The sequence below is a fragment of the Burkholderia sp. WP42 genome (assembly GCF_000745665.1).
Lineage (GTDB): Bacteria > Pseudomonadota > Gammaproteobacteria > Burkholderiales > Burkholderiaceae > Burkholderia > Burkholderia vietnamiensis.
In genome coordinates this window covers 42,761-61,999 of record NZ_JQJT01000036.1, presented here as the reverse complement: position 1 = coordinate 61,999, position 19,239 = coordinate 42,761, and the positions used below count along the sequence as shown (strand labels likewise).

Annotated in this window: 13 protein-coding genes and 3 pseudogenes; 12 read left to right on the top strand and 4 right to left on the bottom strand. The window is 67.0% G+C overall.

The window, feature by feature from the left end:
• Nucleotides 1-43: 43 nt before the first annotated feature.
• Genes pqqB through pqqE form a run of 4 tightly spaced genes read left to right on the top strand, consistent with a single transcriptional unit; the run spans nucleotide 44 to nucleotide 3,092 of the window.
• Complete coding sequence (gene pqqB, locus EX20_RS21120) at nucleotides 44-967, top strand: pyrroloquinoline quinone biosynthesis protein PqqB (RefSeq protein ID WP_011880608.1); 924 nt, start codon at nucleotides 44-46, stop codon at nucleotides 965-967.
• 1 nt (nucleotide 968) lies between these two features.
• A complete protein-coding gene (gene pqqC / locus EX20_RS21115) occupies nucleotides 969-1,688 on the top strand; it encodes a pyrroloquinoline-quinone synthase PqqC (protein ID WP_034194611.1) in 720 nt (239 codons plus the stop codon).
• Nucleotides 1,685-1,966, top strand: a complete 282-nt coding sequence (gene pqqD, locus EX20_RS21110) for a pyrroloquinoline quinone biosynthesis peptide chaperone PqqD (RefSeq protein ID WP_011880606.1) — start codon at nucleotides 1,685-1,687, stop codon at nucleotides 1,964-1,966. The genes pqqC and pqqD overlap by 4 nt, the downstream gene beginning before the upstream one ends.
• A gap of 1 nt (nucleotide 1,967) precedes the next feature.
• A complete protein-coding gene (pqqE, locus tag EX20_RS21105; RefSeq protein ID WP_014726238.1) occupies nucleotides 1,968-3,092 on the top strand; it encodes a pyrroloquinoline quinone biosynthesis protein PqqE in 1,125 nt (374 codons plus the stop codon).
• Nucleotides 3,093-3,132: 40 nt separating this feature from the next.
• On the opposite strand, the gene EX20_RS21100 is transcribed toward pqqE, so the two are convergent.
• Nucleotides 3,133-4,191 (bottom strand): DNA topoisomerase IB, encoded by a 1,059-nt coding sequence (locus tag EX20_RS21100; protein ID WP_051974458.1) that lies wholly within the window; start codon nucleotides 4,189-4,191, stop codon nucleotides 3,133-3,135.
• A gap of 418 nt (nucleotides 4,192-4,609) precedes the next feature.
• Between EX20_RS21100 and EX20_RS21095 the strand changes: the two genes are divergently transcribed.
• The 4 genes from EX20_RS21095 to yjfF all read left to right on the top strand — a co-directional run bounded on the left by EX20_RS21095 (nucleotide 4,610) and on the right by yjfF (nucleotide 9,264).
• On the top strand, nucleotides 4,610-5,572 hold the full coding sequence (locus tag EX20_RS21095) for an ABC transporter substrate-binding protein (protein ID WP_034194609.1): 963 nt from the start codon (nucleotides 4,610-4,612) through the stop codon (nucleotides 5,570-5,572).
• Between the two features lie 70 nt (nucleotides 5,573-5,642).
• On the top strand, nucleotides 5,643-7,157 hold the full coding sequence (locus EX20_RS21090; RefSeq protein ID WP_034194608.1) for a sugar ABC transporter ATP-binding protein: 1,515 nt from the start codon (nucleotides 5,643-5,645) through the stop codon (nucleotides 7,155-7,157).
• Nucleotides 7,154-8,179, top strand: a complete 1,026-nt coding sequence (locus tag EX20_RS21085) for an ABC transporter permease (protein ID WP_034194607.1) — start codon at nucleotides 7,154-7,156, stop codon at nucleotides 8,177-8,179. The genes EX20_RS21090 and EX20_RS21085 overlap by 4 nt, the downstream gene beginning before the upstream one ends.
• Entirely contained in the window at nucleotides 8,176-9,264 is a 1,089-nt protein-coding gene (gene yjfF / locus EX20_RS21080; protein WP_011880600.1) for a galactofuranose ABC transporter, permease protein YjfF, read from the top strand. The genes EX20_RS21085 and yjfF overlap by 4 nt, the downstream gene beginning before the upstream one ends.
• Before the next feature lie 100 nt (nucleotides 9,265-9,364).
• Here the strand turns inward: yjfF and EX20_RS21075 are convergent, their stop codons facing one another.
• Together EX20_RS21075 and EX20_RS21070 are read right to left on the bottom strand one after the other, a co-directional pair.
• Nucleotides 9,365-11,719: a sensor histidine kinase gene (locus tag EX20_RS21075; RefSeq protein WP_034194606.1), complete on the bottom strand. Its 2,355-nt coding sequence runs from the start codon at nucleotides 11,717-11,719 to the stop codon at nucleotides 9,365-9,367.
• Nucleotides 11,712-12,536, bottom strand: coding sequence for a response regulator transcription factor (locus tag EX20_RS21070; RefSeq protein WP_011880598.1), 825 nt, complete (start codon nucleotides 12,534-12,536; stop codon nucleotides 11,712-11,714). Before EX20_RS21070 ends, EX20_RS21075 begins: the two co-directional genes overlap by 8 nt.
• Nucleotides 12,537-14,281: 1,745 nt before the next feature.
• On the opposite strand from EX20_RS21070, the pseudogene EX20_RS32965 reads away from it, so the two are divergent.
• From EX20_RS32965 to EX20_RS32945, 4 genes and pseudogenes are all read left to right on the top strand, one after another.
• Nucleotides 14,282-14,539, top strand: a pseudogene (locus EX20_RS32965) (response regulator); the annotation flags it as partial.
• 106 nt (nucleotides 14,540-14,645) lie between these two features.
• Nucleotides 14,646-15,011 carry a winged helix-turn-helix domain-containing protein gene (locus EX20_RS32960; RefSeq protein WP_309486126.1) on the top strand — a complete coding sequence of 122 codons (366 nt, stop codon included), beginning with the start codon at nucleotides 14,646-14,648 and terminating at the stop codon, nucleotides 15,009-15,011.
• A gap of 64 nt (nucleotides 15,012-15,075) precedes the next feature.
• A pseudogene (locus tag EX20_RS33285) lies at nucleotides 15,076-15,892 on the top strand (YadA-like family protein).
• A gap of 134 nt (nucleotides 15,893-16,026) precedes the next feature.
• Nucleotides 16,027-16,558: pseudogene (locus EX20_RS32945) on the top strand (OmpA family protein); the annotation flags it as partial.
• A gap of 40 nt (nucleotides 16,559-16,598) precedes the next feature.
• On the opposite strand, the gene EX20_RS21045 reads toward EX20_RS32945, so the two are convergent.
• Nucleotides 16,599-17,759 (bottom strand): porin, encoded by a 1,161-nt coding sequence (locus EX20_RS21045; protein ID WP_011880592.1) that lies wholly within the window; start codon nucleotides 17,757-17,759, stop codon nucleotides 16,599-16,601.
• Between the last annotated feature and the right edge of the window lie 1,480 nt (nucleotides 17,760-19,239).

Here is a 19,239-nt window from a genome sequence, read left to right as displayed (position 1 = left end):
GCGTCGGCGAACCCGATGCGGGCAGCACCCGGAGCACACGCAGATGAAGATCAAGATACTCGGCTCGGGCGCCGGCGGCGGGTTGCCGCAATGGAACTGCAACTGCAGCAACTGCCGTCGCGCCCGCACCGGCAGTAGCGGAATCGTGCCGCGCACGCAGTCGTCGATCGCGGTCAGCGGCAACGGCGTCGACTGGGTGCTGGTGAACGCGTCGCCGGACATCCTCACGCAGCTGCGCGCCGATCCCGACCTGCAACCGGCACGGCAGATCCGCGACAGCGCGATCGCGGCCGTGATGCTGTGCGATGCGCAGATCGATCACGTGACGGGCCTGCTGATGCTGCGCGAGCGTACCTCGCCGCTGCCGCTCTACGCGAGCGCGCCGGTGCTCGAGGACCTGTCGACCGGGCTGCCGCTCGTCCCGCTGCTCGGCCACTACTGCGGCGTCGACGTGAACCCGATCGCACTGCGCGAGCCGTTCGCGATCGCCGGCGCGCCCGGCCTTCGCTTCACCGCGCTGCCGGTCGACAGCAAGCCGCCGCCTTACTCGCCGCATCGCGCAGCCAGCGTGCCGGGCGACAACATCGCATTGCTGATTCAGGACACGGCCACCGGCCGCCAGGCGTTCTACGCGCCGGGACTCGCCGACGTCGACGACGGCGTGCGCGCCGCGATGCGCGACGCCGAGCTGGTGCTGGTGGACGGCACCTTCTGGACCGGGACGGAGATGATCGACCTCGGCCTGTCGTCGAAGCACGCGGCCGACATGGGGCATCTCGCGCAGCGCGGCGATGCCGCGCACCCGGGGATGATCGAGCGGCTCGGGGTGTTGCCCGCGAGCACGCGCAAGGTCCTCACCCACATCAACAACACGAATCCGATTCTCGACCCCGGTTCGCCCGAGCGTGCGCAGCTGCGCGAGCACGGCATCGAGGTCGCCCACGACGGCATGCAATTCGAGGTTTGACATGAACGCACCGATTCCCGCCGCGGCGCTGCACGCGACGCCCTGGAGCGCGCAGGAGTTCGAGGCGCGCCTGCGCGCGCTCGAATCGCGCTATCACATTCATCATCCGTTCAACCGGCGGATGAATGCCGGCGAATGCTCGCGCGAGCAGATTCGCGGCTGGGTCGCGAACCGCTTCTACTATCAGATCAGCATTCCGCTGAAGGACGCGGCGATCCTGTCGAACTGCCCCGACCGCGAGACGCGCCGCCTGTGGGTCGAGCGGATTCTCGACCACGACGGGCACGGCGAGAGCGAAGGCGGCATCGAGGCGTGGGCGCGGCTCGGCGAGGCGGTCGGCATCGAGCGCGCGCAGCTGTGGTCGCTCGAGCACGTGCTGCCGGGCGTGCGCTTCGCGGTCGATGCGTACGTCAACTTCGCGCGTCGCGCGCCGTGGCAGGAAGCCGTGTGCTCGTCGCTGACCGAGATGTTCGCGCCGCAGATCCACCTCGACCGGCTGGCCGGCTGGCCGTCGCACTACCCGTGGATCGAGGCCGACGGCCTGCAGTATTTCCGCAGCCGCGTGCCGCTCGCGCAGCGCGACGTCAAGCACGGGCTCGCGGTGACGCTGAGCCATTTCACGACACCTGACGCGCAACGGCGCGCGCTCGACATCCTGTCGTTCAAGCTGGATGTCCTGTGGCAGATTCTCGATGCGATCGAAAAGGCATATCCCGCATGAACTCGAACGAAGCCGTCAGCGGCGTGCCGCTGCGCCCCTCGCTGAGGGGCATGTACCGCCTGCAGTGGGAGGCGGCCCAGGACGCATACGTGCTCCTGTATCCGGAAGGGATGGTCCGGCTCAACCCGAGTGCCGGCGAGATCCTCGTGCGCTGCGACGGCACGCGCGAGCTCGACGACATCATCGGCGAACTCGAGCAGCTGTTCAGCACGTCGGATCTTGCGTCGGACGTCTACCGCTTCCTCGATCATGCGCGGCTGCGCGGCTGGCTCGACTGACATGGACACGACCCCCGATCAGAACCGGCCGTCGGCGCCGCTGTGGCTGCTTGCGGAGCTCACGTACCGCTGCCCGCTGCATTGCGCGTTCTGCTACAACCCGGTCGATTTCGCGACGCACGGCGCGGAGCTCGACACCGACGCGTGGCGCACGGTGATCAGCGACGCGCGCGCGCTCGGCGCCGCGCAGATCGGCTTTTCCGGCGGCGAGCCGCTGCAGCGCGACGATCTGGAAGAACTGGTCGGGCATGCGCGCTCGCTCGGCTTCTACACCAACCTGATCACGTCGGGCGTGGGCCTGAACGCGACGCGCATCGAGCGGCTCAAGGCGGCCGGCCTCGATCATATCCAGCTGTCGCTGCAGGATTCGACGCGCGAGCTGAACGACTTTCTCACCAGCACGCGCACCTTCGACCTGAAGCGCGGCGTCGGGCGGCTCATCAAGCAGCACGGCTACCCGATGGTGCTGAACTGCGTGCTGCATCGATACAACCTGCCGCACGTGGGGCAGATCATCGAGATGGCGCTCGATCTCGGCGCGGATTTTCTCGAGCTCGCCAATACGCAGTACTACGGCTGGGCGATGCTCAACCGCGACCAGCTGATGCCGACCGCCGAGCAGTTGCGCGACGCGGAGGAAACGGTCAACCGCTACCGCAAGCTGGTGGGCGAGCGCTGCAAGATCCTGTTCGTCGTGCCCGACTACTTCGAGCAGCGGCCGAAGGCGTGCATGAACGGCTGGGGCTCGGTGTTCCTCGGCGTCGCACCCGACGGCGCCGCGCTGCCGTGCCATGCGGCGCGCTCGCTGCCCGGCCTCACGCTGCCGAACGTGCGCGAGCAGTCGCTGAAGGAGATCTGGTACGACAGCGACGCGTTCAACGCGTTTCGCGGCGACGGCTGGATGCGCGAGCCGTGCCGCACCTGCGACGAGCGGCATGTCGATCATGGCGGGTGCCGCTGCCAGGCGTACATGCTGGCCGGCGATCCGGCCGAGGCCGATCCGGTGTGCTCGAAATCGGCCCATCACGGCCGGGTCGAACAGGCCGTGCAGTTCGCCCGCCGCGAGCAGCGGCAGGACGAGCGTCCGCTGGTGTTTCGCAGCACGGCGAATTCGCTCGGGCTGTAACGCCGACCGCGGGCCGGCGCGGCCCGCGTCACTTCCCGCGTCATTTTTTCTGCGGCCGGGCCGAGCGGCGCTCGGCCTGCTCGAGCAATGCGACGAACGCCGCTTCGTCCGCGCGCAGCCCTCGCGGCTTGCGCGTCACCTCGAACGTGTCGAGCAGGCCGGCCTCGAACGTGTCGAGCACCACCGGATGGATGTAGCAACGCCGGCACACGGCCGGCGTGTTGCGCAGGATGCCGGCGACGGTCCGCACCGTCTCGACGATCTGCTTGCGCGCCTGCGTGACGCTCTCGTGCGGGATGCGCCTGAGCAGCGCCAGCGCCTGCACGCTGCCGGCCCAGGTCCGGTAGTCCTTCGCGGTGAACTCCGCGCCCGCCGCTTCGCGCAGGTAGTCGTTCACGTCGGACGAGCCGACCGAATGGCGCGCGCCGTCGTCGTCCAGATACTGGAACAGCTCGTGCCCCGGCAGCTCCGCGCAGCGTCGCACGATGCGGCCCACGCGCGGGTCCTGCACCGTCACGTCGTGCTCGATGCCGCTCTTGCCGGTGAAGCGCAGCCGCACCTGTCCGGGCCGGATCGTCACGTGGCGCTTGCGCAGCGTCGTCAGCCCGAACGACGCGTTCTCGCGTGCGTATTCGGTGTTGCCGATCCGCGCCAGCGTGGTGTCGAGCAGGCGGACGATGGTCGCGACGATCTTGTCGCGCGGCATTCCCGGCAGCGCGAGGTCGCGCGCGACACGCGCGCGGATCCGCGGCAGCGCAGCCGCGAAGGCGGCCATCCGCGCGTACTTGTTCGCGTCGCGCGTCTCGCGCCACAGCGGGTGATAGCGGTACTGCTTGCGCCCGCGCGCGTCGCGGCCCGTGGCCTGCAGATGGCCGCGCCGGTCCATGCAGATCCACACGTCGGTGTACGCGGGCGGAATCGCCAGCGCGTTGATGCGCGCGATTTCGTCGGGGTCGCGGATGCGCTGGCCGTCCTGTCCGTAATACGCGAAGCCGTTGCGCACGCGCCGGCGCGTATAGCCGGGATGCCGGTCGTCGACGTGGCGCAGCGCGGCGTCCACCCGCGCGCCGCCGTTCGAGCGGGACGGGCGCTTCGTCATGCTGCAGCGCGGCAGGCGGCGGCCGGGGGCCGCGCGCTGCGATTTCGGTTCGCGTCCGGCACGCATCGCGGTTCTCCTTGTCTTGAACGAGCCTGAGCGCCGGAGCAAGTTGCGTGCGCCGCGTCGCCGGCGCCGCTCCAGGGCCGATTGCACGGCCTGCGGCACGGCTCGCGGTGGCGCGCGCCGCGGATCAGTGTTTATACGTATGCCGATAGTTGTATCGCTTCAATCCAAGATTTCATTGGCAGGTTATCGGACTTGTTCCTAGACTGATGCGGGGCGTCTATTCCGGGCCGGCCGCAAGCTCCGGCTCGCGTGGCCCCGCACCGCGCCCGCGCGACGCAGAACCACAACAGCGCAGCGCGGCACCGCGCCACGCCGGCGCCGCGGCATACAACGACATCATCGGAGACGGACCATGACATTCATCAGGAAGCTGGCGACCGGCGCGATCGTCGCGGCGGCGACGCTGCTGACCACCGGCGCCTACGCGCAGCAAAAGCAGATCACGCTCGGGTTTTCGCAGGTGGGCGCGGAGAGCGCGTGGCGCACGGCGAACACCGTGTCGGTGAAGAGTGCGGCGAAGGAGGCCGGCATCAACCTGAAATTCTCGGACGCGCAGCAAAAGCAGGAGAACCAGATCCGCGCGATCCGCTCGTTCATCGCGCAGAAGGTGGACGTCATCGCGTTCTCGCCGGTCGTCGAGTCGGGCTGGGAGCCGGTGCTGACCGAAGCGAAGGCGGCGCATATTCCGGTGATCCTGACCGATCGCGGCGTCGACGTGAAGGACCCGTCGCTGTACGTGACGATGATCGGTTCCGACTTCCTCGAGGAAGGGCGGCGCGCGGGCCACTGGCTCGAAGAGCGCTACAAGAACGACGCCGGCCCGATCAACATCGTCGAGCTGCAGGGCACGGTCGGCTCGGCGCCGGCCAACGACCGCCGCGCGGGCCTGCTCGAGGTGATCAAGAACAATCCGAAGTTCAAGGTGATCGCGTCGCAAAGCGGCGACTTCACGCTCGCCGGCGGCAAGCAGGTGATGGAAGCGTTCGCCAAGACCTACGGCAAGCAGATCAACGTCGTCTACGCGCACAACGACGACATGGCGCTCGGCGCGATCCAGGCGATGGAGGAGGCCGGCATCAAGCCCGGCAAGGACGTGAGCGTCGTGTCGTTCGACGCGACCAAGGGCGGCTTCCAGGCGATGGTCGCGGGCAAGATCAACGTCGACGTCGAATGCAGCCCGCTGCTCGGCCCGCAGCTGATGACCGCGGTGAAGGACGTGGTGGCCGGCAAGCAGCTGCCGAAGCGGATCGTCACGAACGAGACCGTGTTCCCGATGAACGTCGCCGCGCAGGTGTTGCCGACCCGCAAGTACTGAGCGTCGCTTGCGGCGCGGACGGTGGCCGTCGCGCCGCCGTCCGGCCACTTCAACGAATCGAGGGCGATCCATGACGAATCCGCCGGTGGTCGAGATGATCGGCATCGACAAGGCGTTTCCGGGCGTCAACGCGCTGCAGCGCGTGAACTTCCGGCTGTTTCCGGGCGAGATCCATGCGCTGATGGGCCAGAACGGCGCGGGCAAGTCGACGCTGATCAACGTGCTGACCGGCGTGCATGCGCACGATGCGGGCGAGATTCGCGTCGGCGGCGCGCCGGTGAACTTCGCGGCGCCGCGCGAGGCCGAGGCGGCCGGCATCCAGACGCTGTACCAGGAGGTCAACCTGTGCGCGAACCTGTCGGTCGCGGAGAACATCTTCGCGGGCCGGCAGCCGATGCGGCGCGGCGCGATCGACTGGAAGGCGATCCATGCGCGTGCGCGCGACGCGCTCGCCGAGCTCGACCTGTCGCTCGACGTCACGCGCTCGCTCGACGCGTATCCGATCGCCGTGCAGCAGATGGTCGCGATCGCGCGCGCGGTGTCGGTCGACGCGCGCGTGCTGATCCTCGACGAGCCGACCTCGAGCCTCGACGACGGCGAGGTCGCGCGGCTGTTCGACGTGCTGCGCCGGCTGAAGGCGTCGGGGATCGCGATCCTGTTCGTCACGCACTTTCTCGAACAGACCTACGCGGTTTCCGACCGCATCACCGTGATGCGCAACGGCGAGCGCGAAGGCGAGTACCTCGCGCGCGAGCTGCCGGTCGACCTGCTGGTCGCGAAGATGACCGGCCGCGAGCCGGTGTCCGGCACGCTGCAGGCGGGCGCGGCGGCCGTGCAGCGCGATGCCGGCGCGAGCGCGCCGTTTCTGTCGATGCAGCGCGCCGGCCGGCGCGGGATGATGAGCCCGCTCGATCTCGACGTGCGGCCCGGCGAAATCGTCGGGCTGGCCGGGCTGCTCGGCTCGGGGCGCACGGAGACCGCGCGGCTGGCGTTCGCCGCGGAGCGCACCGACACCGGCGCAATCGAGATCGACGGCCGGCGCGCGCGGCTCGCGTCGCCGCACGACGCGGTGCGCAACGGCATCGCGTATTGCCCCGAGGACCGCAAGAAGGAGGGCATCGTCGCCGCGCTGTCGATTCGCGAGAACATCGTGCTCGCGCTGCAGGCGCGGCGCGGCTGGTGGCGGCTGATCGGGCGGGCGCGCCAGCGCGAGCTCGCGGACCGTTACATCGAGCGGCTCGGCATCAAGGCGCGCGACGCCGAGCAGCCGATCGGGCTGCTGTCGGGCGGCAACCAGCAGAAGGTGCTGCTCGCGCGCTGGCTCGCGACGGAGCCGAAGCTGTTGATTCTCGACGAGCCGACGCGCGGCATCGACGTCGCCGCGAAATTCGACATCATGGAGCGCGTGCTCGCGCTGTGCGCGCAGGGGCTCGCGATTCTGTTCATTTCGTCGGAGATCAGCGAAGTGGTGCGCGTGAGTCACCGGATCGCGGTGCTGCGCGACCGCCGCAAGGTCGCCGAACTGACCGGCAGCGATGCCTCGGAGGAGCAGGTGTACCAATTGATCGCGGGAGGCCGCTCATGACGCGGCTGCGTTCGCTGTTTCGTCATTCGCTCGCGTGGCCGGTGCTGACGCTCGCGCTGCTGTTCGCGCTGGACGTCGCGCACCGGCCGGGCTTCCTGTCGATCTCGCTGCTCGACGGCCATCTGTTCGGCGCGCCGATCGACATCCTGAATCGCGCGGCGCCGCTCGTGATCGTGTCGCTCGGGATGACGCTCGTGATCGCGACGCGCGGCATCGACATCTCGGTCGGCGCGATCGTCGCGATCGCCGGCGCGGCGGCTGCGATCGTGCTCGACGGCGACCCGTCGCGCGTCGGCGTCGCGCTCGCCGCGGCGCTCGGCGTCGGGCTGCTGGCGGGCGCATGGAACGGCGTGCTGGTCGCGTTCGTCGGGATGCAGCCGATCATCGCGACGCTGATCCTGATGGTCGCGGGGCGCGGGATCGCGCAGCTGCTCACGGGCGGACAGATCATTCCGATCGGCGCGCCCGGCTACCTGGCGCTCGGCGGCGGCTATCTCGCGGCCGTGCCGTGCTCGGTGTGGATCGCGATCGCGACGATCGCGGCGATCGCATTGCTGGTCAACCGCACGGCGCTCGGCCTGTTCATCCGCGCGATCGGCGTGAACCCGGTCGCGACGCGGCTCGTCGGGCTGCGCGCGGGGGCCGTCGTGTTCGGCGTCTATCTGTGTTCCGGCGTGCTGTCGGCGCTTGCCGGCATCCTCGCCAGCTCGAACGTGCGCAGCGCCGACGGCAACAACGCGGGGCTGCTGCTCGAGCTCGACGCGATCCTCGCGGTGACGCTCGGCGGCACGTCGCTGCTCGGTGGCCGTTTCAGCCTCGCGGGCTCCGTGCTCGGCGCGCTGATCATCCAGACGCTGACCTACACGACCTATTCGATCGGCGTGCCGCCCGAGGCGACGCTCGTCGTCAAGGCGATCGTCGTGATCGTCGTCACGCTGATCCAGTCGGACGCGGCGCGCGCGCTGGCGCTGCGCCACGCGACGCGCGCGCTGCGCGCCACCACCGGAGCGACGCCGCGATGAACCGATTCCTCGCACGGCTCACCGACCCGCGCACGCTGCCGATCGTCGTGACGATCGCGCTGTTCGCGGCGCTGTTCGGTTTCGGGTCCGTGATGTATACGGGCTTCTTCTCGATGCAGGTGCTGACCGGGCTGCTGGTCGACAACGCGTTCCTGCTGATCGTCGCGATCGGGATGACCTTCGTGATCGTGTCGGGCGGCATCGACCTGTCGGTCGGCTCCGTCGTTGCGCTGACAACCATCCTGTGCGCCGTCGGCGCCGAGCGGCTGCATTGGCCGGTGTGGGCGATCGTGCCGATCGTGCTGCTGTTCGGCGCGCTGTACGGCGCGGCGATGGGCGCGCTGATCCACTACTTCCGGCTGCAGCCGTTCATCGTCACGCTGGCCGGGATGTTCCTCGCGCGCGGCGCGTGCTTCCTGATCACGACGCAATCGATCACGATCAACGAGCCGACGTTCCATGCGCTCGCGGGCATCAGCGTGCCGCTCGGCGGCGGCATGCTCAGCGCCGGTGCGCTGATCGCGCTCGCGACGCTGGCCGGCGCGATCTACGTCGCGCATTTCACGCGCTTCGGCCGCAACGTCTACGCGATCGGCGGCAACGAGCGCTCGGCGTTGCTGATGGGGCTGCCGGTCGCGCGCACGAAAGTCGGCGTGTATGCGTTGAGCGGCTTCTGCTCGGCGCTCGGCGGCGTGGTGTTCACGCTGTACGTGCTGTCCGGTTACGGGCTGCAGGCACAGGGAATGGAGCTCGACGCGATCGCCGCGACCGTGATCGGCGGCACGCTGCTCACGGGCGGCGTGGGCTACGTGATCGGCTCGGTGTTCGGCGTCGGGATTCTCGGCACGATTCAGGTGCTCATTACGTTCGACGGCACGCTGAGCTCGTGGTGGACGCGCATCGTGATCGGTGCGCTGCTGTGCGTGTTCTGTCTGCTGCAGCGGGTCATCGAGCGGCACGCCGCACGGCGCCGCACCGGCGGCAGCGGGCTCGATCCGAAGCGCGCGACGCGGGAAACCGCTCGGCCCGCGGCCGCTGCGCCGGGCGACGACGCGGCGCTGGTGTCGACGATGCCGCGGTTGTAGCGTGAGGACGGTGCGGGCCATGCGGCGGCGCGGGGTGCATGCGTGGCGCGCTGGCCTCGCACCGCACACCGCCCGACGACGGCCTGCGCGCATACCGCGATCAGGCGGGCCCGGCCAGATCCGGCTCCGCGTCGAGCGACGGCGCACTCGGTGCATCCACGATGCCCGTATGCTTCAGCGCTGCGGCCAGGCGTTCGATCGCTTGCAGGTCGAGCGTGTCGAGCCGCTCCCGCACGGCATGCACGAACGCGGCATGTCGCGGCGCGGGCGCATGCTGTCCAAGCCATTCCTCGATATCGGTGAGGCGGCCCTCGCCGGCCAGCACGATCAGTTCATCGAGTGCATCGTCGGGCGGACAGCGCATCCCGCGCGCATCGGCGAGCAGGTCGATCTGTTCCGCTGGCTGCACGGTGCGCGCGAGCGCGGACGCCGGGATCAACGCATGCCCGAGCGCCGGCGCGACGATCTGAAACGTGAACGACGTGCCCATGCCCGGCTGGCTCGATACGGCCAGCTCGCCGTTCATCGCGCCGACGATCCGCTGCGCGATGAACAAGCCGAGGCCGGTCCCGCCGTTCACGGCCTGCACCTGCCGATACGCGCGGAAGATGTCGGTCGTCTGGTCGAGCTCGATGCCGATGCCCGTGTCGGCGACTTCGAACACCAGCCGCCATGCGCCCGCTTGCCGGTACGCGCCGACCGACAGCGTGACCGTGCCGTCGCGCGTGAACTTCGACGCATTCGACAGCAGGTTGAGCAGCACCTGCTGCAGCCGGATGCCGTCGATCGTCAGCTTGCGCGGCAACGGCGTCAGCGGCCGGTAGTCGAAGCGGTTGTTCTGCTGCGCACACAGCGCGAGCGCGTAGTCGCCGATGTCGTCGAGCAGGCCGGGCAGGTCGGTCGCGTCCGGCGCAATGCCGAGCGGCTGCAGCTCGGCGCGCGTGTACTGCAGCAATTCGTCGATCAGCGTGAGCTGGTAGCGGATGCTGCGGTCGATCGAGCGGATCAGGCGCGCCTGGCCGGGCGTCGCGGTTTGCAGCAGCAGCTTCGCGTAGCCGTGGATGGTCGACAGCGGCGCGCGCAGGTCGTGGCTGACGTAGCCGAGCGTCTCGATCTTCTGCTGCATGTGCGTCTTGACTTCCTGCAGCGCGTCGTTGAGGGCGACCGTGCGCTTCGCGACCTCGTCGCGCAGGCGGTCCTGTTCGGTGAGTTGCCAGTGCTCGAGGCGCTTGCGCGCTTCGGTGCGCTGACGGCCCACGTGGTTGATCCACGCGGCGAGCACGAGCAGGTGCGTGGCGAGGCCGATGATCGCGATCACCGGGTTCGGATAGATGTCGGATCGGAGCCACGGCAGCCAACCGGGAATCGCGCCGCGCGCGTCGAGCACGCGGATCAGCATGTTGAATCCAGCGAACGAGATCGCGATCAGCATCACGCGCGCGGTCGGCGTGCGGCGGAACGCGAGGATCAGCGCGAGGCTGATGTTCATCACCGCGAGCGCCGCGTTCACCCGCAGGCTGAGCCACGTGAACGTCAGCAGATCGCCGCACGCGGCGCCGGCCATCCCGACGCATTCGAATGCGAGGAACACCAGGTACGCCGCGCGCATCGGCATGCCGGTCTTTTCGCGATCGGCGATCAGCAGAATGAACGCGATGAAGCATGCGAGCGACAGATACACGGACACCATTTCCGCGCGCGCCGACCATTCGTACGCACCGGGCCACAGGTACAGCGCGGTGTAGCCGCGATAGGTCGCTTCGAACAGCGCCGTGCCGAGCGCCAGCAGCGCGAGCACCGCGAACGTGCCGCTGCGCGAGAAGAAGCCGATCAGCAGCGCGCACCACATGAGCGCGAGCAGCCCGCCGAGAAAGCCGAAGTTCCACATCGCCGCGCGCAGCTCGTACGCATGCCACGCGTCGCGCGTGAATGCGCTCGGTGCGAGCTTCAGTTCCTTGCGCGACGTGACGCGCACCAGCACCGGCAGCCGTTCGCCGGCGTCCAGTGTCGCGGCGAGCACCGGATATCGCGACACCGGTTCGCCCAGGCTGCCGTCGCGGGCCGGGAAGCGGCCGGCGAGCGTCCATTGGCCGCCGTGTTCGACATAGAAGTCGGCGCGATCGACGCGCGCGTCGCGTATCGCCAGCACTATCGGCTGGCGGGTCGCCGCGCGGTTCACGAGCGTTGCGCCGACCCACCACGCGGAACGGGAGAATTCGATGTTGAACGACGGCCGCGCCGGCGCGGCAGCGCGACGTTGACGCTCGGCCACCCGCGTCGCGACCTCGCTCGCCGACAGCGCCGCGCCCGGATCCTCGAGCAACGAGACTGCCTCGAGCTGCGCGGGGTTGTCGTCGGCCGCGGCCGCGGGCGCGGCGTATGCGGCGAGCAGCGCCAGCACGAGCCGCACGAGCAGCCCGAACGCATACGCGGCCGACGCGCCGCGCCTACGCATGGTCATGCGACGGCGGCTGCGCATCGACCGTCGGGCGCTGGCGGCGCCAGTCGGACGGCGTGACGCCGAAGCGTTCGCGGAACGCCGTCGCGAAGTTGCCGGGCGTCGAAAAGCCGATCTCCTCGGCGATGTCGCCGATGCCCATCGACGTCGCGGCGAGGAAGTGCTGCGCCGCGCGCAGCCGCGTGTCGCGCAGATATTCGAATACGGTCTGCCCGAGATGATCGCGGAACACGCGCGACAGCCGCTTCTCATGGGTGCCGACCTGCCGCGCGAGTTCGTCCAGCGTCGGCGGGTTGCGCAGTTCGCGCAGCAGGATGTCGCTGGCCGCGCGCACCAGCGCGGTGTCCGGGTGATCGGGCAGCTCGGGCAGATGCGCGAACGGCTGGCTGCGCCGCGCGCGTTTCAGGTGATTGCGGATTCGGGCGATCACCTCGGCCGGCTCGAACGGCTTCACGATGTAGTCGAGCGCGCCCGTCTCGAGGCCCGCGATGCGATCGTCGAGATCGCCGGCGGCCGTCAGGATGATGACCGGAATGTTCTGCGTGTCGGGCGTCGACGCCAGCAGCCGGCACGCGGCGAAGCCGTCCATGCGCGGCATCCGGACGTCCATCAGGATCAGGTCGGGCACGATCGCCTGCGCGCGGTGATACGCCTGCAGGCCGTCGAACGCGACGCTGATCCGGCACCGCGCTGAGCGCAGGATCTCGGTCAGGAGCCGCAGGTCGTTCGGGCGATCGTCGACGACGAGAATATGTGCGCCGACGAGCTCAGGCGTGGCGCGGAGCGACGCCGGACTGGACGAACGGGATGGCATGGTTGCGAGCGCGTTGGAGAGGGTTGGCCTGGGCTGGCTCGATGCATCTATGTGCGCGATTATTGCGAAAAATTATAGGTCGAGGGCGCGCGCCGCGGTAACGATTCCGTGCGATCCGTGTGGACTTGATTGACAGCGCACGGCACGCGCGGCGCTGCGCGGAGCAATCGCGAACGGATCGACAAAAACCGTGCCGCCACGTCCGCTGAATACCGGTCGTTATTTCCGAATCCGGCGAATGGAAATCGAATTGGCCCGAACGATGGATTGAAGCGGATTTTGTCGTGCGGGACTCCGTACGCATTGCAGATCGAATTCATCGTTTTATCGTCTCCGTGAGCGGGCATCGTATTTATTGGGCGTAAAAAAGCGTTCACACTCGGCATCCGTCGCGATGCGCGATTGTATGAATGTAAATATCGTCCGGCCGGGGAAACATTTAGTCCGCTCGGGCAAAGGTTTGCGAGTTCGAATGCCTGCAAACTAGGCCCGAAGCAGTGGAACCGGTTTGGCCAATCAACTGGTATTCCACGCGAAATTCAACGGTCGAAGCGGCGCTTTGTTGCGCTCGGCGCTCGATGTGACATCGCGTACTTATGTTCCCAGAATCTGGGATTCCTAGGCTGCGACGACCGTAGGCACGAGGGCCGTTGCGAGCCGCCTATCCTTCGAACGCACTGACGCGGAAAACGAAAGAAAGGACGCGGAACCGGACGAGAGTTTGACACAGCAGAAAGACAGAAATAGTTAAATAAAGTCAGTTGATAAATGTGATGTCGTGGTCATGCGGTCAATCACTGAATGTTGTGGAAAAACCGGAAAATAGTGGGATGCCGGAATGAAAAATGGGTGAGTGAACTTGCGTCGATCGCCGGTCGCGCGCGACGTTTCGTGAGTCGCGCGGCATGAAAGGAAATGAACATGGCGAACTCGGCGGATCGATGTGCGGGACAGATCGAACCGGTCGTGGCTGTCGGTGTTCGCGAGCACGCGGCGCGTGCGTCGGCTCAGCGGTGGGTGTCGCGACGTCGCTGGCGCGAACCGACCCGTGGCGCCGGTCGGCATGCGTTCGTTCGGCGACTTAATGGCGTCGTCCGGCGGAATCCGGCGTTGCACGCGCATCGGTGTGATGACGCGGGCCGGCGGCGTGCCATCGCATGATCGCCGCCTTCGGCTGCGGCGATCCAATGAGGCGCGAGGGCGTCCGCGAAGCACGCCGGCTGAGCATGTATGGCTGTTGCGCTCAAACATCTGTCGTCACATGACAACCATTACCCTCATGCGAAAATCCGCCCGGCTTTTGGCTCGCCAACGACTACAGCGTCGGCGGATCGTTCGGATCGGAAAAAAATTGCTCGTGAGTGTTCCGGACGCAAACGTTTGCCGAGAAACCGGCTGCGCGACGCGGCCGATTCCATCCGGTACCACCGAAACACATGCAGCCCGATGAAGGCACTGCAACCATGAGCATCCCGATGCTGAGAGCCCCGTGGAACGCCCATAACGGGCCTGCTGGACCATTCGCGCCGTACCTACCGGTCGCGCGAGGTAGCGCGACGAATGCGAACCGCCATGAGCGTGGGCGCGGACGCGCGCGCTGTTTGGCTCTGCACCGTACGCGCATGATTCGTTCGTATCCCATACGTATCCCATACGATGTCGTGCCCGCGGCGAAGCGACGACGGCCAGGTCGCTCGTCCGCCGATGACGAGGATGACCGCTGATGCGTGTGTTGATAGTCGAAGATGATCCCGTTCATGCGAAGGCGCGCCGCGCGGGTAGTGGAGCCGCTCGGTCATGAGGTGATCGAAGCGGCCGACGGCCAGGAGGCGCAGCGGCTGCTGCGCGCCGAGCCGTTCGACCTCGTGATCCTGGACTGGCTGCTGCCGGGCATGAGCGGCTTCGAAGTGCTGTACTGGATCCGCCGCACGCTGGGCGCCTCGCCCGCCGTGCTGTTCGTGACGAGCAAGACGCTGGAAGACGAGATCGTGCTCGCGATGGATGCGGGCGCGAACGACTACATCGCGAAGCCGTTTCGCGTCGCCGAACTCGCCAGCCGCGTGAACGCGTTGCTGATGCGCTCGGCGCGCTACCGACCGCTGCGGCGCGATCGCAGCCGGCGACTACCTGCTCGATCCGCGCGAGCGCACGATCACGCTGCGCGGTGCGCCGATCAAGCTGACGCCGAAGGAATTCGATCTCGCCGAACTGTTCTTCAACAACGTCGGCAAGCTGCTGTCGCGCAAGCTGGTCTGCATGAGCACGTGGGGGCGCGAGCTCGATCCGGAGTCGCGCACGCTCGATACGCACATCTACCGGCTGCGGCAGAAGCTCGAGCGCTGCCCGGAAACGGCGTGCGGCTCAGTGTCGTCTATACGCACGGCTATCGCCTCGAAGCGGTGTCGTCGTAGCGCGCTCACGGCGGCGCGGCGGCGTTGCGTCAGCCCGCCGAGCCGGTGTCGCCGGCCCGGCTGACGCCGGTCGGACTCGAGTGCGAGTGAGCTGCCGCTGCGCCACGCGCATGCATGACGAGCCGCCTCTGATGCGCGGCGACGACGCACACTTGCCCGCCGGCTTCATCCGCGAATGCATCGTGATGGGCGCGTTCGTGCTGCTGGTGTGCGTGTCGCTGAGCGCGTCCAGCGTGCTGCGCCGCGCCGATCTCCTGTTCTTCGACATCGTGCAGCGGCTACTGCTGCTGCGGCCGTCGCCGCACAAGATCGTGCTGATCGCGATCGACAGCGCCAGCGCGCACGGCTCCTACACGTCGAATCCGGCCGGCGGCAACGTGCCGCCCGGGGGCGAGCGGTTCGAATTCGTCGGCCGGTTGCTCGGGCTCGGTTGCGTCCGGCTCGAACAGCACGGCGGTCGGCAACAGTTCGACGGCGTCGGGCAACGACTCGACGGCGCTCGGCGCGGGCAGCAACGACGGCGGCCGCTCGAACGTCGTCGCGGTCGGCTCGGCGGATTCGGCGCGGCAGGTGGTGAACGTCGCGGCCGGTACGCAAGGCACCGACGCGGTGAACGTGAATCAGCTGAATGCCGTATCGAACCAGTTCACGCAATCGCTGAACACGGTGAACAACCAGCTCACGCAGATGCAGCGGCCGATCCAGCAGACCGATTCGATGGCGCGCGAGGGATCGCCGCGACGGCCGGGATGGCGTCGATTCCGCACATGGACCGCGATTCGAGCTTCGCGATGGGGGGGCGGCACGGCGACGTTCCAGGGCCGGAAAGCCATGGCAGTCGGCGTGCAGGCGCGCATCACGGAGAACCTGAAGGCGACGGTCAACGTCGGTTTTGCCGGCAGCCAGCGCGTGGTCGGCGCGGGCATGCTGTATCAGTGGAAATGAGCGTCGCAGCGGCATGCGCCGGCACGCACGGCCGACGCGTGCCGCGTCGCACCCCGAACACCATCGCACGCGCATGCGGCCGCGCCATCGCGCCGCCTGCGCCGTGCCCCTCGCATTTACGGAGCTCTACGTGAAACGCGTCGGGGCCTACGTTCAACGCCTATGAACGGCAGTCGCGGGACGGCATCAAGACGTTCCGTGTCGATTGCCACGGCTTCCTGTCGAGCGAGAAGACCTGCATGAAGGTCGCGACGCGCATGTGCGGCAGCGAACCCGTGCGCGTGGTCGATTCGACGACGCCGTACTGCACCGGCCCCGGCCGAGAAGGTCACGCTGACCGGAGACGCCTATTTCGCAACCGACTCGGCCGTTCTGACGCCGGCCGCACGCGCCGCGCTCGGCGCGTTGCTGAACTAGCATCGCGACATGCATTTCGCGCGCGTGGGCGTGGACGGCTATACCGACTCGACGGGCTCGGCCGCGCACAACCAGGCGTTGTCGAAGCGTCGCGCCGACGCCGTCGCGGCGTACTTGCGCGAGCATGGACTGCAGGCCGACGCGTTCGCGGCCGCGGCGCACGGGCCAGCGAACCCGGTCGCGTCGAACGATATGCAAGAAGGGCGCGCGCGCAACCGGCGCGTCGAGATATCGCTGCACGCGCAGTGAGACTGCGGGCGCCGACGCGGCCGGCTGCCCGCGACGGCGATCAGAACCGGTGACGGAGTCCCAGATTGACCATGGTCTGGGACTTCGTGCCGTTGTAGCCGTATGACCCGATCGAAGCCTCTGCCGCCATCGAGCCGCCGGCTCCGTCGGCGGTCGTGCCGCTGGCATGCTGATACGCGGCCGTCATGTAGACGTCCGTACGTTTCGACAGGTTGTAGTCGGCGCCGAGCGATGCCTGGTGATAGTTCGCCGCGGTGTCGCCGCCCGACTTCGTGAAGCTGTAGCCCACGCCGACCAGCAGCGCCGGCGACGCCTGATAGTTCAGGAATCCTTGCGCGGTGTTGTAGTGCTCGTTGCTCGCGAACACCGAGGCGCCGTCGCGTCGGTACTGCGAATTGCTGTAGCCGGCCCCCACCGTGAATGCGCCGAACACGTACTGGCCCGCCACGCGCGCGATGCCGATCGAATGCGCGCTCTGATAACCCGTGTTGATCGCGCCGTCGAACGTGCCGTCCGACGTGCTCGACCATGTCGTGCGCGTGCCCGCGGACGGGTTCGCGTTCGCCGCGTAGAAGTATCCGCCGGCGAGACTCAGCGGACCGTTGGTGTACGACACGCCTGCCGAATAAGACTGCTTCGAGCCGGTGCTGCCCGCGACACCGCCCAGCGAATACATCGCCGCGAACTGGAGGCCGGCGAACACCGGCGACGTGTACTTGATCGCGTTGTCGACGCGGAAGCTGTTGTCGTAGTTGTCGACGTCGCCGGCGGTCGCGAACGCGCTGCCGAAGTAGTTGTCGGCAGTGATCGGCTGGACGAGATCGATCAGCGGATCGTACTGGCGGCCGAGCGTGAGCGAACCGTACTGATTGCTGGCGACGCCGACGTAGGCCTGACGGCCGAACATGCGGCTGCCCTGGCCGAGACCGCCGGTGCTCGGATTGAAGCCGTTCTCGAGCTGGAAGATCGCCGAGAGGCCGCCACCGAGGTCCTCCGAGCCCTTCAGACCCCAGCGGCTGCCCGACAGGTTGCCCGCGCTGCTGTTGCCGAGCGCCCAGAGATTCTTGCTGCCGTCGGCGTGATTCACGTACGTCAACGAGGTGTCGATCGTGCCGTACAGCGTGACGCTCGTCTGCGCGTGCGCTGCACCGGCCACCATCAACGACGCGATCGTCAGGATCGGAAAAGTTGCTTGTTTCATGGTCTCTCCGCTTTGTGTGCGTGTTTGCGTTCGAATAGTGCAGTGCAGCGTACATCGAGATATTTTTGTGCGGAAATTCAGGGGTGCGATGTGTCGTGGAAAAGAAACGGGGATCGGTATGTCCCGGACATGTGGGGGCGAGGGTGATTTGCGATGATATTGATCGATATCGGGCGGATTACGATACTGGGCGCCGCTTTATTTGATAGATTTTCGAGAAGGCAATGGATCTAATAAGGTGTATTCGGACAAAGTCTTGTCTAGATCGGACGGTGAAATTTGGCGGATTATTATGGGATTCTTAGTTTCGTGTGTGACGGTAGATCGATCGTTTTCGCTTTCCATGCGGTGTTCAAAGCTCACCGCCGACGCCGAGTGCTGAGAGTTTCAAACCATTTTTAGCATCGATTGATAAACAGAAATACTGTGCGGGATTATTGCCGCTGCGCGAGCTGAATCTTATGGAACGGTTGTGCGATGCTTTCTCGTCGTGCAGTATGTTGATGGTGTCCTGTCGGATTGAAGCCGCGTTCTTTATGCGCTTGAATTGTCACCATGTGATGGAAACTGATTCGCCGTACGGTGCACTCCGGCCACCCGCGGGCGTGCCAATAAATTTATGCAGTCACGTAGGCAAGATCGGCGTGATGGTGTGCAATACAGGCGCCGAGAAAGCGATCGTTCGTCAACATCGCGAAACTCTCGCGTTGGCGAATTGACATGAGTAGCGCGAATCCGGATCCGATTCGGCGAGGCATGCAACGAGCGATACGGCCCATGTCTTATCCGACAGCGATCCGGGCTATTTGCCGAAATCGCGCGGTGAGGTATGGCGCTCGACATCGAATGTGCGTGGCGCTGGCAATCGTGCAACATCCGTTGTTCTAACTATCGGTGATCCGGTACGGATTGTTCCGTCTCGTTCGCATACGGCGCGAGCTGCGGTGGCGTTGGGGCCTGGCGGAGTCCGGTGGCGTTGCAGGGCGCGTTGCTCGTCACGCGCCTGACACATTCCGCAGGCAGTCGGCGGGCGTGTGCGGCCCCGGACCACTGCGCGACGGTGCCCACTTGCGTGTCGGACACGATCTGCTTGTCACGGCGGGCAACCCGCAAAAAGCGCGAGTTCCCGCTGTCACTTTTAATTACGGCGTGTTACTGGATATTAAAGCGTTGCCAGGACGACATGCGACGGCCGGCGAATAAGTGTTCTAGAACCAATTGTGCTGGATTCCACATTCTGCGCAAACGTTAAAATCGACAGGCATATTGCCCTGCGATGTACTGCCGGTAGATACGTTTGATCACCGGTGAATGGCTCGTGAGATCCGTTGCGGCTGCTAATGCCGAGCACCGCTTCAATGACGTGAACTCGCGATACCATCGGCGCCGCCGCGCCATATCCATTTGGGCCCCGCAGCCGCAACGGCACACGAACAACGCCCGCAATGCACGCATTCCATACAGCGGCGCGATACATTGC

Bases quoted from the DNA above. Each gene is read 5' to 3' on its own strand.
- EX20_RS21095 (WP_034194609.1), top strand. From the start codon at position 4,610: ATGACATTCATCAGGAAGCTGGCGACCGGCGCGATCGTCGCGGCGGCG.
- EX20_RS21070 (WP_011880598.1), bottom strand. From the start codon at position 12,536: ATGCCATCCCGTTCGTCCAGTCCGGCGTCGCTCCGCGCCACGCCTGAG.
- pqqD (WP_011880606.1), top strand. From the start codon at position 1,685: ATGAACTCGAACGAAGCCGTCAGCGGCGTGCCGCTGCGCCCCTCGCTG.
- EX20_RS21085 (WP_034194607.1), top strand. From the start codon at position 7,154: ATGACGCGGCTGCGTTCGCTGTTTCGTCATTCGCTCGCGTGGCCGGTG.
- yjfF (WP_011880600.1), top strand. From the start codon at position 8,176: ATGAACCGATTCCTCGCACGGCTCACCGACCCGCGCACGCTGCCGATC.
- pqqE (WP_014726238.1), top strand. From the start codon at position 1,968: ATGGACACGACCCCCGATCAGAACCGGCCGTCGGCGCCGCTGTGGCTG.
- EX20_RS21045 (WP_011880592.1), bottom strand. From the start codon at position 17,759: ATGAAACAAGCAACTTTTCCGATCCTGACGATCGCGTCGTTGATGGTG.
- EX20_RS21075 (WP_034194606.1), bottom strand. From the start codon at position 11,719: ATGCGTAGGCGCGGCGCGTCGGCCGCGTATGCGTTCGGGCTGCTCGTG.
- pqqC (WP_034194611.1), top strand. From the start codon at position 969: ATGAACGCACCGATTCCCGCCGCGGCGCTGCACGCGACGCCCTGGAGC.
- EX20_RS21100 (WP_051974458.1), bottom strand. From the start codon at position 4,191: ATGACGAAGCGCCCGTCCCGCTCGAACGGCGGCGCGCGGGTGGACGCC.
- pqqB (WP_011880608.1), top strand. From the start codon at position 44: ATGAAGATCAAGATACTCGGCTCGGGCGCCGGCGGCGGGTTGCCGCAA.
- EX20_RS21090 (WP_034194608.1), top strand. From the start codon at position 5,643: ATGACGAATCCGCCGGTGGTCGAGATGATCGGCATCGACAAGGCGTTT.